The following is a 12,311-nucleotide window of genomic DNA, read 5'->3' as shown; positions in this document are numbered from 1 at the left end:
ATACCAGAACTGCCGGCCCTACCACTCGGTCATGGCGCCGCGAAACCGGAGCGCCGTCTGCTTGAGGCTTTGCCGCCAAGCTTCCACCTCGTCCAGTCCCAACTCCGGCTCGGCCGGCTCGAGACTGACCGCTTCGATCAACGGCAGCGTCGGATCCTGCTTGGGGCGACGGGGTGCCTGGGGCGGCTGCAGCAGGCGCTGGTACTCGGCGATCAGCCGCGCGAGCCAGGTTTCCGGATTACCGGCCAGCTCCGCCAGTTCACCCATCTCCGGACTGGGCGTCTCGTGCAGCGCCTCGGGGGCGAGCAAGACTGCCAGGGAGGTGGCCTCCATGGTGGGATGCCGGTAGAAACCCGCCACTTCCTGGCAGAGCCCCAGCAGGGCCCCGTGGAGGTGGAACAGGCTGGCTTCGCGTTCGGCCATGATACGCCCCTGGCTATGCGCCGAGGGCGCGGCCTGGGCCGAGCGCCAGCTGTCCAGCGCCAGGCCGGCGAAATAGAGCTTCTGGTTGGTCCGGGTGTAACGCTCGTTGGCCATGCCCTTCTCCTGCGACCGGCGCACCGGTCGGCTTCTCTCCGCCAGGGTCGACTATGCCCTAGCGCTTCTCTTCCACCTGCCACTTCTTGCCGTCATAGAAGGCCTTCCAGCCGGTGGGCTTGCCCTCGACCTCGGTCTGCACGTATTGCTCCTTGGTCTTGCGGCTGAAGCGGATCACCGCCGGACGCCCCTCGCCATCCTTCACCGGGGCACTGAGCAGATAATGGTACTTGGGATCGATCTCGTCGCGATGGGGCAGCAATTCGCTGACCAGCGGCGCGCGGGTCTCGCGATTCTTCGGGAAACCACTGGCGGCGAGGAACAGGCCCGAGGCACCGTCACGCAGCACATAGGTATCGTCGACCTTCTCGCAACGCAGCTCCGGCATGGGCACGGCATCCATCTTCGGCGGGGCCGGCTCGCCGTTCTTGAGCAACTTGCGGGTGTTCTTGCAGGCCGGGTTGGTACAGCCGAAGAACTTGCCGAAGCGGCCGGTCTTGAGTTGCATCTCGCTGCCGCACTTGTCGCATTCCAGCGACGGCCCCTCGTAGCCCTTGATGCGATAGCTACCCTCTTCGATCTCGTAGCCCGGGCAATCCGGGTTGTTGCCGCAGACGTGCAGCTTACGGTGCTCGTCGATCAGGTAGGCATCCATCGCGGTACTGCAGATGGGGCAACGGTGCTTACCGCGCAGGACCAGGGACTCGGACTCGCCCTCGTCGTCCTCGGCGATCTCGTCGCCCGGCACCAGGTTGATGGTGGCCTTGCAGCGCTCCTTGGGCGGCAGGGCATAGCCCGAGCAGCCGAGGAAGACCCCGGTGGAGGCGGTGCGGATCATCATCGGCCGGCCGCAGACCTGGCAGGGAATGTCGGTCAGGGTGGGCTGGTTGGCCCGCATGCCCTTCTCGCCGGCCTCGGCGGTTTCCAGCTTCTGCTTGAAGTCGCCATAGAATTCGTCGAGCAGGTTCTTCCAGTCCCGCTCGCCCTGGGCCACGTTGTCCAGGTTGCCTTCCATGTTGGCGGTGAAGCTGAAGTCCATCAGGTTGGCAAAGCTTTCGTTGAGGCGATCGGTGACGATGTCGCCCATCTTCTCGGCATAGAAACGGCGGTTGTGCACCGTCACGTAGCCACGATCCTGGATGGTGGAAATGATGGCAGCATAGGTGGAGGGCCGGCCGATGCCACGCTTCTCCAGCTCCTTGACCAGGCTGGCTTCGGAGAAGCGCGCCGGCGGCTTGGTGAAGTGCTGGCTCGGGTCGAGCTTGACCAGGCCGAGGTCCTCGCCCTGCTTCATCTCAGGCAGGACGTCGTCGTCGCCCGGCTTGCTCTGCTGCGGCAGCACGCGAGTGTAGCCATCGAACTTGAGGATGCGGCCGCGGGCACGCAGCTCGAAGTCCCCTGCCGCGGCGGTCACCGTGGTGGACAGGTACTCGGCCGGCGGCATCTGGCAGGCCAGGAACTGGCGCCAGATCAGTTCGTACAGGCGCTCGGCGTCCCGCTCCATGCCCGACAGGCTGTTGGGTTTGACGTTGACGTCGGACGGGCGGATAGCCTCGTGCGCTTCCTGAGCACCTTCGCGGCTGCCGTAGACATTGGCCTTTTCCGGCAGGTACTGCTTGCCGAATTCGCTCTCGATGTAGCCGCGGGCCATGGCGATGGCATCGCCCGACAGGTTGGTCGAGTCGGTACGCATATAGGTGATGTAGCCGGCCTCATAGAGACGCTGGGCCATCATCATGGTCTTCTTCACCCCGAAGCCCAGGCGATTGCTCGCCGCCTGCTGCAGGGTGGAGGTGATGAAAGGTGCCGAAGGCCGGCTGCTGGTCGGCTTGTCCTCGCGCTTGGTGATGCGATAGGCGGCCTTTTCCAACTTGGCCAGGGCGGCCTTGGCCTGGGCTTCGTTCAGCGGCTTGAAGGCTTCGCCCTTCTCGCGCACCACCTCGAAGCGTACCTGGGCCTTTTTCGGCGTGGCCAGGTCAGCGTGGATTTCCCAGTATTCTTCGGGGACGAAGGCGCGGATCTCGCGCTCGCGCTCCACCACCAGCTTGACCGCCACCGACTGCACCCGACCAGCGGACAGGCCACGGGCGATCTTCGACCACAGCAGCGGCGAGACCATGTAGCCGACCACGCGGTCGAGGAAGCGGCGCGCCTGCTGGGCGTTGACGCGGTTGATGTCCAGCTCGCCGGGCTGGGAGAAGGCCTCCTGGATGGCCTTCTTGGTGATCTCGTTGAAGACCACGCGCTTGTAGCGCGAGTCGTCGCCACCGATGGCTTCCCGCAGGTGCCAGGCGATGGCCTCCCCTTCGCGGTCCAAGTCGGTTGCGAGATAGACGGTGTCGGCGTCCTTGGCCAGGCGGCGCAGTTCCTCGATCACCTTTTCCTTGCCGGGCAGGATCTCGTAGTGCGCCTTCCAGCCGTGCTCGGGGTCGACCCCCATGCGCGTGAACAGCTGGCGCCGGGCCTTTTCCTTGGGTGACAGCGCGGGCGCCTCGGCGGCGGTCTTGCGCGTCTTGGCGGCGGGCTCCTTGGCGGTGCCGGCGCCGCTGGTGGGAAGGTCGCGGATGTGGCCGATGCTCGACTTCACCACGTACTGGTTGCCCAGATACTTGTTGATGGTCTTGGCCTTGGCCGGGGATTCCACGATGACCAGCGATTTACCCATGGGAAAGTCAGATTCCTGCTTGAAAGCGATGAGCGAGCGAAAGGCGAGCGCCGGGACGGCGGATGGAGGACCAGAACGTCTTCAGTCTGGTGCGCCGGGGGCGGTCGGCCAACGCGGCACCGCTATATATAGTGGCGATGTCGGCAAGGTCAAGGCTGGGGCGTGGCATCCAGACCCAAGGGATCGGCTTCGACGCTGATCAGCGCGAAGCGCGGCACCTGCTCGCCATCGACCTGGACGCTCTCGCGAAACATGCTCAGGGGCCGGGCCCAGAGTCCGTATTCGCCGTACAGCGCCTGATAGATGACCAGCTCTTCCTCGGTCTCCGAATGGCGGGCCACGCCCAGTACCTGATACTGCTGACCCTTGTAGTGGCGGTAGAGTCCCGTCTGCAATGCCATGTTCCACCTCGAAAAAAGAAAACCGGGGCGGCCCTGGGGGCGCCCCGGTCGGATGACGCGCGCCGCGGCTTAGCGCAGGCGTTCGAACACCGTGGTGATGCCCTGGCCGAGACCCACGCACATGGTGGCCAGGCCGAAGGTGCCGTCGTTCTGTTTCATGACATTTAACAGCGTGCCTGAAATCCGGGCGCCAGAGCAACCGAAGGGGTGACCCAGGGCGATGGCGCCGCCGTGCAGGTTGACCTTCTCGTCCATCTTGTCCAGGACCTTGAGGTCCTTGAGCACCGGCAGGGCCTGGGCCGCGAAGGCTTCGTTGAGCTCGATGAAGTCGATGTCGGCGATGGTCAGGCCAGCGCGCTTGAGCGCCTTCTGCGAGGCCGGCACCGGACCGTAGCCCATGATCGCCGGATCGACACCGGCCACCGCCATGGAGCGGATCCTGGCCAGCGGCTGCAGACCCAGGTCCTGGGCGCGCTGGGCCGACATGACCAGCATGCAGGAGGCGCCGTCGGTGATCTGGGAGGAAGTGCCGGCAGTCACGGTGCCGCCCTTGGGATTGAAGGCCGGCTTGAGCGCGGCCAGGCCCTCGACGGTGGTTTCCGGGCGAATGGTTTCGTCATGGCTGAAGACCTTGAGGAAACCGTTCTCGTCGTGACCTTCCAGGGGAATGATCTCGTCCTTGAACTTGCCTTCCTGGGTGGCCTTCCAGGCCAGCTGGTGCGAGCGATAGCCGAACTGGTCCTGCGCCTCGCGGGTGATGCCGTGCATCTTGCCCAGCATCTCGGCGGTCAGGCCCATCATGCCGGAGGCCTTGGCGGCGTGCAGCGACAGCTGGGGGTTGGGATCGACGCCGTGCATCATGCCGACGTGGCCCATGTGCTCCACCCCGCCGACGACGAAAACGTCGCCGTTACCGGTCTGGATCGCCTGGGCGGCGGTGTGCAGGGCGCTCATGGAAGAGCCACACAGGCGGCTCACCGTCTGGGCACCACTGGTGTGGGGGATGCGCGTCAGCAGCGAGGCCATGCGGGCGATGTTCCAGCCCTGCTCCAGGGTCTGGTTGACGCAGCCCCAGATCACGTCTTCCACCTCGGCCGGATTGACCTGGGGATTGCGGTCGAGGACCGCGTCGATCAGCCGCGCGGAGAGGGTCTCGGCGCGGGTGTTGCGGTGCATGCCGCCCTTGGAACGACCCATGGGCGTACGGGCGAAGTCGACGATGACGACGTCTCTCGGATTAAGGCTCATCTTGTTCTGGCTCCTGGCTCAACCGAAGAAGCGTTGGCCGGCGGCGGCCATTTCGCGGAGTTTGGGGGTCGGGTGGTACAGCGGCCCGAGATCGGCGTACATATCGGCCATGGCGACGAATTCGGCCACACCTAGGCTGTCGATGTAGCGCAGCGCACCCCCACGGAAGGGTGGGAAGCCGATGCCATAGATCAGGCCCATGTCGGCCTCGGCGGCGCTGTCGACGATACCGTCTTCCAGGCAGCGCACGGCTTCCAGGCACAGCGGCACCATCATCCGCTCGACGATCTCTTCATCGGTGAATTCACGCTGCTCGTAGGTGACCGGTGCCAGCACCTCGGCCACGGCCGGGTCGGCGACCTTCTTCGGCTTGCCCTTCTTGTCGGTCTCGTAGACGTAGAAGCCCTTGCCGTTCTTCTGGCCGAAGCGCTGGGCTTCGTAGAGGGCATCCACCGCGGTCTTGCGGCTTTCCTTCATGCGCTCGGGGAAACCCTCGGCCATGACGTCGCGGGCGTGGTGGGCGGTGTCCATGCCGACCACGTCCATCAGGTAGGCCGGGCCCATGGGCCAGCCGAATTTCTCCATCAGCCGGTCGACGCGCTGGAAGTCGGCGCCCTGGGCCAGCAGCGCGGCGAAGCCGCCGAAGTACGGGAAGAGGATGCGATTGACCAGGAAGCCGGGGCAGTCGTTGACCACGATGGGGTTCTTGCCCATCTGGCGGGCGTAGGCCACTGTGGTGGCGATGGCCTTCTCGCTGGTCTTCTCGCCGCGAATCACTTCCACCAGGGGCATCATGTGCACCGGGTTGAAGAAGTGCATGCCGCAGAAGTTTTCCGGGCGCTTGAGCGCCTGGGCCAGCAGGCTGATGGAGATGGTGGAGGTATTGGAGGTGAGGATGGCGTCCTCGCGCACCTGGCCTTCGACTTCGGCCAGCACGGCCTGCTTGACCTTGGGATTCTCCACCACGGCCTCGACCACCAGGTCGACGCTCTTGAAGTCGCCATAGGACAGCGTCGGGCGGATGCGATTGAGCGCCTCGGCCATCTTCGCCGGCTCCAGGCGGCCCTTCTCGACGCGCTTGTTGAGCAGCTTACTGGCTTCGCTCAGGCCCAGTTCCAGGGCTTCGTCGCGGATATCCTTCATCAGGATCGGGGTGCCCTTGAGCGCGGACTGGTAGGCGATGCCGCCACCCATGATGCCGGCGCCCAGGACGCTCGTGAGCTTGACCGGCGCGGCCAGCTTCTCCAGCCCCTTGGCCTTGCGCTTGAGCGCCTGATCGTTGAGGAACAGGCCGACCAGGCTGGCGGAGACCGAGGTCTGGGCCATCTTGGCGAAGCCGGCGCCCTCGACCTCCAGGGCCTTGTCGCGGCCGTAGTTGGCGGACTTCTGGATGGCCTTGATGGCTTCCAGCGGTGCCGGATAGTGCGGGCCGGCCTGGCTTGCGACGAAGCCCTTGGCCGATTCGAAGGCCATCATGGCTTCGATGGCGTTGAGCTGCAGCTTCTCGAGCTTGGGCTTGCGCTTGGCCTTGTAGTCCAGCTCGCCGGCAGCGGCGCGGCGGACCAGGTCCAGGGCCGCGTCGAACAGGTGATCGGGGGCGACCACGGCATCGGCCACGCCAACCTTGAGGGCGGTGGCGGCGTCGTTTTCCTTGCCGGAGGCGATCCACTCGATGGCGTTGTCGCTGCCGATCAGGCGCGGCAGGCGGACGGTACCGCCCCAGCCCGGATAGATGCCCAGCTTGACTTCCGGCAGGCCGATGCGCGCGGCGGTGCTCAGCACCCGGTAGTCGGCGGCCAGGGTCATCTCGCAGCCGCCACCCAGGGCGATGCCACCCACGGCGGCCACGGTGGGCACTGGCAGGTCTTCGAAGTCGTTGAAGATGCGGTTGATCTCGGCGATGCCGGCCTGCAGCTCTTCGGTAGGCCGGCCGAACATCTCGACGAATTCGGTGATGTCGGCGCCGACGATGAAGACGTCCTTGCCGCTGGTGACGATGACGCCACGCAGGCCGGCGTGAGCTTTCAGGGCATCCACGGCCTGGCGGAACTCGCGCAGGGTGATGGCGCTGAACTTGTTGACCGATTCGCCTTGGAGGTCGAAGCGAAGTTCGGCGATGCCGTCCTCCACGTCGCGCACCGAAAGGGCTTTGCCTTCGAAAATCATCAGCGGGTCTCCCTTGAGTCCTGGTCGCGAAGCGGGCGGCGGCTTGAGTGGAAGCCGAGGATCGCCAGCCCCGATATTGTTCTGTGGAGGGCACCGGCCGGGCCGGGGCGAAAATTCATACAACCGTTTGAACAGCTCGCACAACCTTCTGGCAAAAGCGGGCGCTTGTCAATTGGGACGCAGGGGGAAAGCGCGACCGGGGGTTCCAACGGCCGGCGCTTGAGCTTGTCGCGCTTCTGTGCAAGATAGCCGTGGAGCTATCCCCGACTCCTGGAGTCGAAACTACAAGTGGGCGATTTTCTGGCCGAACAACCACCATGCGAATGCCGGTGCCGTTCGACCAGAGCCTCAAGCCTGCGAATCGAGCGCCAGCCACGGTACGGCCTGGCGCCCCATCATGAAGGAGAGATGTGTATGGCCTACCAACACATATTGGTCGCCGTCGACCTGACCGAAGATTGCCAGCCGGTGATCCGCCGTGCGGTTGCCCTGGGTCAGTGCTGTGGCAGCAAGGTGTCGCTGGTGCACGTGGTCGAGCCCATGGCCATGGCCTTTGGCGGTGACGTGCCCATGGACCTGTCGTCGCTGCAGCAGCAGCAGATCGAGCAGGCCCGCGAGCGACTGGACGGTTTCACCACCCAGTATGCGGAGCTGGCCGGCAACTGCGTGCTGGCCTACGGCCAACCACGCCAGGAAATCCACCGCATGGCCAAGGAACAGGGTTGCGACCTCATCGTGGTCGGCAGCCATGGTCGTCACGGCTTGGCGCTGCTGCTGGGCTCGACGTCCAACGACCTGCTGCACGGCGCGCCCTGCGATACCCTGGCGGTAGCCCTGAAGAAAGACAAGGCCTAAGAGCCTGTTCAAAGTCTGCTGCGCGTCGGCCAAACGGCGTTGAAAATGGCCTGGGTCGCCAGCCCGGTCGGAATGCTCATTTACCATTCGTAAACCCGAGCACGGGTCCGATCAGCTTCCTCAGCCATTTTCGCCTTGTTTGGCTCTAGCTCGCGAGACTTTGAACGGGCTCCAAGCCCGCGGCCGGGCTGGATTACTCCAGTTCGGCCCAGCGCTCGATGAGGCGATCCAGCTCAGCCTGCAGCGCGTCCATACGCGCAAGCTTGGCCTGGGTGACCTCACTTGGCAGCTGGTAGAAGCCTGGATCGGCAATGGCGGTCTGCAAGGCTTCCAGCTCGATTTCCGCGGTTTCGATGGCGGCCGGCATGGCATCAAGCTCACGCTGCTCCTTGTAGCTGAGCTTGCGCTTGGCCGGTGCCGCGGCCACGGGCGCCGCGACGGTGGCGGGTTCGACCTTGGCGGCCGGCGCTGCCGGCTTGTCCTCGCGGGTCTGCACGCCCAGCAGGCGCGGCGAGCCGCCCTGGCGCAGCCAGTCCTGGTAGCCACCGACATACTCCTGCACCCGCCCTTCCCCTTCGAACACCAGGGTGCTGGTCACCACGTTGTCGAGGAACGCCCGGTCGTGGCTGACCATCAGCACGGTGCCCTCGAAACTCAGCAGCACCTCTTCCAGCAGCTCCAGGGTCTCGACGTCGAGGTCGTTGGTGGGTTCGTCCAGCACCAGCAGGTTGGCCGGCTTGCTGAACAGCTTGGCCAGCAGCAGCCGCGCCCGCTCGCCGCCGGACAGCGCCTTGACCGGGGTACGGGCACGCTGGGGGCTGAACAGGAAGTCGCCCAGGTAGCTCAGCACATGGCGATCCTGGCCGTTGATGGTGATGAATTCACGACCCTCGGCGAGGTTGTCGATCACCGTCTTCTCCGGTTCCAGTTGCAGGCGCAGCTGGTCGAAGTAGGCGATCTCCAGCTTGGTGCCGTACTGGATCGTGCCAGCGGTGGGCTGCAGGTCACCCAGCAGCAACTTGAGCAGGGTGGTCTTGCCCGAGCCGTTGGGGCCGAGCAGGCCGATGCGATCGCCGCGCTGGATCAGCAGGGTCAGGTCGCGGATCAGCGGCTCACCGCCGGGATGGGCATAGCTCATGTGCTCGGCGAGGATGACCTGCTTGCCGGACTTGTCGGCGGTTTCCAGCAGGAGGTTGGCCTTGCCCTGGCGTTCGCGCCGCTCGCTGCGCTCGTTGCGCATGGCCTTCAGCGCCCGGACCCGACCCTCGTTGCGGGTGCGCCGGGCCTTGATGCCCTGGCGGATCCATACCTCTTCCTGGGCCAGGCGCTTGTCGAACAGGGCATTGGCGGTCTCTTCCGCCGCCAGTTGCTGCTCCTTGTGCACCAGGAAACTGGCGTAGTCGCCCTGCCAGTCGATCAGATGGCCGCGGTCCAGTTCGAGGATGCGGGTGGCCAGGGCCTGGAGGAAGGCGCGGTCATGGGTGATGAACAGCACGGCGCCGGGATAGCCGCGCAGGGCGTCTTCCAACCAGGCGATGGCGCCGATGTCCAGGTGGTTGGTGGGCTCGTCGAGCAGCAGCAGATCGGGCTCGGCCACCAGCGCCTGGGCCAGCAGCACCCGCCGGCGCCAGCCGCCGGACAGTTCGGCCAGGGTCTTCTCGGCCGGCAGCTGCAGCCGGCTCAGGGTGCTTTCCACCAGTTGCTGCAGGCGCCAGCCATCGCGGGCCTCCAGCTCCTGCTGGACGTGCATGAGGCGGTTCATGTCCAGTTCGCCGCTGGTGGCCTGGGTCAGGTGGTGGTACTCGGCGAGCAACTCGCCGACGCCGGCCAGGCCCGCGGCCACCACGTCGAACACCGAGCGGTCGTCGGCGCGCGGCAATTCCTGCGGCAGTTCGCCGATCTTCAGCGCCGGGGCGCGCCAGACCTCGCCGTCGTCGGCCTGCTGCTCGCCCTTGACGATGCGCAGCAGGCTGGATTTGCCGGTGCCGTTGCGGCCGATGATGCATACCCGCTCGCCCCGTTCGATCTGCCAGGACACCCCGTCCAGCAAGGGGGTGACGCCAAAGGCCAGGGATACGTTGGTGAACTTGAGCAGCGCCATGGGTTTCTCCGCGAAAAATGGCGCCCAGTCTAACAGAGACGGCCACCTGGCCGGCGCTCGCCGCCAGCCGGCGAAACGCCCATGCCGCCCGACGGCAGGCCATGGCCGATGCTTTCGCCACCTGGCGCCGGCACGTAAGCTAGACTGCCCCGTGACGGTCGGCCGCTTGCCCTGGGCAGCGCGCGCCGCCCCCTCCGCATCCAGCTTTTACGGAATTCCCATGCGCGGTCGCCTGTTCGTCATCCTGCCCCTGCTCCTCGCTCCCCTGATCGGCTCCACCACCTCGCAGGCCGCTCCCCTGGAGCAGCAGCGGCAACTCTACGACCAGGCCAAGGCGGCGCTGGACAAGGGTGACGCCAGCGTCTACCTGGCCAATCGCGGCGAATTGCGCACCTATCCGCTGGAGCCCTACCTGGCCTACGACGAGCTGATCAAGCGCGTCCCCGGCGCCAGCGATGCCGAGATCGAGACCTTTCTCGCCGAGCACGGCGACCTGCCGCAATCCAACTGGCTGCGCCTGCGCTGGCTGCGCAGCCTGGCCGATCGCGGCGACTGGAATCGCTTCGAGAAATACTATTCGCCCGACTTCAACTTCACCGAGCTGGACTGCCTGCACGGCCAGTACCTGATCGCCCAGGGCAATGCCAGCGAGGGCTTCAAGCTGGCGGAGAAATACTGGCTGGCGGGCAAGCCCCAGCCGACCACCTGCGACGGTCTGTTCCAGGCCTGGGCGGCACGCGGGCAACTCACCGAGGAGCGGGTCTGGGAACGCGCCAAGACCGCCGCCGACAAGGGCGAGTACGGCCTGGTACGGTCGCTGTCCGCCCAGCTGCCGACCCTGTCCGGCCAGGCCCAGCGCCTGATCGAGGTGGCGCAGAAGCCGCAGCAGATCGCCAATGTGCAGGCCTTCGCGCCGGCCAGCGAGAGCCTCGCCGACGTGGTCGGCCTGGGGCTGCGCAAGCTGGCGCGGCAGGACCCGGAACAGGCCATGGGCCTGCTCGAGGTCTACAGCCAGCGCATGCCCTTCACCCGCGACGAGAAGGTGGCCATCGCCCGCCAGATCGGCCTGACCCTGGCCAAGAACTTCGATACGCGCGCCCTGCCGCTGATGGAGCGCTACGATCCCGAGCTGCGTGACGACGACGTCAGCGAATGGCGCGCGCGGCTGTTGCTGCGCCTGGGTCGCTGGAGCGATGCCCATGCGCTGATCGAGCGCTTTCCGCCGAGCCTGGCCAAGGCTAATCGCTGGGAATACTGGCGCGCCCGCACCCTGGAGCTGATGCAGCCGCAGAGCCCCTCGGTGTTGCGCGAATACGCCGAGGTCAGTCGCGAGCGCGACTACTATGGCTTCCTCGCCGCCGATCGCAGCAAGGCGCCCTACCAGCTCAACAACAAGCCGCTGGTGCTCAGCGACGCCCTCAAGCGCAAGGTACGCAACACCCCCGGCGTGCAGCGCGCCCTGGAATTCATCGCCCGCGGCGAGCCGATCAATGCGCGCCGCGAGTGGTTCTACGTTAGTCGCCATTTCAACCGCGACGAACTGGTCGCCCAGGCGCGCCTGGCCTACGACATGCAGTGGTACTTCCCGGCCATCCGCACCATCAGCCTGGCCAAGTACTGGGACGACCTGGACGTGCGCTTCCCCATCGCCTACCGCGAGAGCTTCGTGCGCGAAGCCCAGACCCGCGGCCTGCACAGCAGCTGGGTGTTCGCCATCACCCGCCAGGAAAGCGGCTTCATGGCCGATGCCCGCTCCGGCGTGGGTGCCATGGGGCTGATGCAGCTGATGCCGGCCACCGCCAGCCATACCGCCAGTAAGTTCGCCATTCCCCTTGCCTCGCCGCAGCAGGCGCTGACGCCGGAGAAGAACATCGAGCTGGGTACCGCCTACCTGTCCATGGTCCATGCCCAGTTCAACGGCAACCGGGTGCTGGCCTCGGCGGCCTACAACGCCGGACCCGGCCGGGTGAAGCGCTGGCTGACCGGCGCGCGCCACCTGGCCTTCGATGTCTGGGTGGAGACCATTCCCTTCGACGAGACGCGGCAATACGTACAGAACGTGCTGGCCTACGCGGTGATCTACGGCCAGAAGCTCAATGCGCCGCAACCCCTGGTGGACTGGAACGAGCGTTTCTTCGACGAGACCTGAGCGTCCTCTCCTGGCGCCGGAGCCCTTCGCCGTGGAGGCGACGGGCCTGGCGGGCCCGCTGCGCAAGGCGCGGGCCAGGGCTTGCGCCCTCGCCCACTGGCGCGCGCCGACCGGGCCGCCGCGTCATCCCGCCACCCCGCAGCCTGACGCCCAAGCTGCGGAAAACCGCGCGAGCCCCTATACTGCAGC

The 12,311-nt window shown here is 66.1% G+C and carries 8 protein-coding genes; 2 read left to right on the top strand and 6 right to left on the bottom strand.

Going from position 1 to position 12,311, the window contains the following annotated elements; genetic code table 11:
* Positions 1 to 18: 18 nt before the first annotated feature.
* From ACYJP6_RS21325 to fadB, 5 genes are all read right to left on the bottom strand, one after another.
* Positions 19 to 537: a DUF6586 family protein gene (locus tag ACYJP6_RS21325; protein WP_459477627.1), complete on the bottom strand. Its 519-nt coding sequence runs from the start codon at positions 535 to 537 to the stop codon at positions 19 to 21.
* A 58-nt stretch (positions 538 to 595) separates the two neighbouring features.
* On the bottom strand, positions 596 to 3,202 hold the full coding sequence (gene topA / locus ACYJP6_RS21320) for a type I DNA topoisomerase (protein WP_459477625.1): 2,607 nt from the start codon (positions 3,200 to 3,202) through the stop codon (positions 596 to 598).
* A 149-nt stretch (positions 3,203 to 3,351) separates the two neighbouring features.
* The gene (locus ACYJP6_RS21315; RefSeq protein ID WP_459477623.1) at positions 3,352 to 3,603 is read right to left on the bottom strand and encodes a DUF1653 domain-containing protein; all 252 of its coding nucleotides are present in this window, start codon (positions 3,601 to 3,603) and stop codon (positions 3,352 to 3,354) included.
* Positions 3,604 to 3,672: 69 nt separating this feature from the next.
* Entirely contained in the window at positions 3,673 to 4,851 is a 1,179-nt protein-coding gene (gene fadA, locus ACYJP6_RS21310) for an acetyl-CoA C-acyltransferase FadA (protein WP_459477621.1), read from the bottom strand.
* Between the two features lie 18 nt (positions 4,852 to 4,869).
* Positions 4,870 to 7,017 carry a fatty acid oxidation complex subunit alpha FadB gene (fadB, locus tag ACYJP6_RS21305; RefSeq protein ID WP_459477619.1) on the bottom strand — a complete coding sequence of 716 codons (2,148 nt, stop codon included), beginning with the start codon at positions 7,015 to 7,017 and terminating at the stop codon, positions 4,870 to 4,872.
* 414 nt (positions 7,018 to 7,431) lie between these two features.
* Here fadB and ACYJP6_RS21300 point away from each other — a divergent pair, with 414 nt between their 5' ends.
* A complete protein-coding gene (locus ACYJP6_RS21300; RefSeq protein WP_007162381.1) occupies positions 7,432 to 7,872 on the top strand; it encodes a universal stress protein in 441 nt (146 codons plus the stop codon).
* 193 nt (positions 7,873 to 8,065) lie between these two features.
* Here the strand turns inward: ACYJP6_RS21300 and ACYJP6_RS21295 are convergent, their stop codons facing one another.
* Positions 8,066 to 9,973 carry an ATP-binding cassette domain-containing protein gene (locus ACYJP6_RS21295; protein ID WP_459477616.1) on the bottom strand — a complete coding sequence of 636 codons (1,908 nt, stop codon included), beginning with the start codon at positions 9,971 to 9,973 and terminating at the stop codon, positions 8,066 to 8,068.
* Between the two features lie 220 nt (positions 9,974 to 10,193).
* Between ACYJP6_RS21295 and ACYJP6_RS21290 the strand changes: the two genes are divergently transcribed.
* Positions 10,194 to 12,122, top strand: a complete 1,929-nt coding sequence (locus ACYJP6_RS21290) for a transglycosylase SLT domain-containing protein (protein ID WP_459477615.1) — start codon at positions 10,194 to 10,196, stop codon at positions 12,120 to 12,122.
* The last annotated feature ends 189 nt before the right edge of the window (positions 12,123 to 12,311 follow it).

The sequence above is a fragment of the Pseudomonas sp. No.117 genome, assembly GCF_054558395.1.
This window is presented reverse-complemented; position numbering and strand designations above follow the sequence as displayed.

Coding starts and splice junctions, on each gene's coding strand:
- ACYJP6_RS21325 (WP_459477627.1), bottom strand. CDS start 537: ATGGCCAACGAGCGTTACACCCGGACCAACCAGAAGCTCTATTTCGCC.
- topA (WP_459477625.1), bottom strand. CDS start 3,202: ATGGGTAAATCGCTGGTCATCGTGGAATCCCCGGCCAAGGCCAAGACC.
- ACYJP6_RS21315 (WP_459477623.1), bottom strand. CDS start 3,603: ATGGCATTGCAGACGGGACTCTACCGCCACTACAAGGGTCAGCAGTAT.
- fadA (WP_459477621.1), bottom strand. CDS start 4,851: ATGAGCCTTAATCCGAGAGACGTCGTCATCGTCGACTTCGCCCGTACG.
- fadB (WP_459477619.1), bottom strand. CDS start 7,017: ATGATTTTCGAAGGCAAAGCCCTTTCGGTGCGCGACGTGGAGGACGGC.
- ACYJP6_RS21300 (WP_007162381.1), top strand. CDS start 7,432: ATGGCCTACCAACACATATTGGTCGCCGTCGACCTGACCGAAGATTGC.
- ACYJP6_RS21295 (WP_459477616.1), bottom strand. CDS start 9,973: ATGGCGCTGCTCAAGTTCACCAACGTATCCCTGGCCTTTGGCGTCACC.
- ACYJP6_RS21290 (WP_459477615.1), top strand. CDS start 10,194: ATGCGCGGTCGCCTGTTCGTCATCCTGCCCCTGCTCCTCGCTCCCCTG.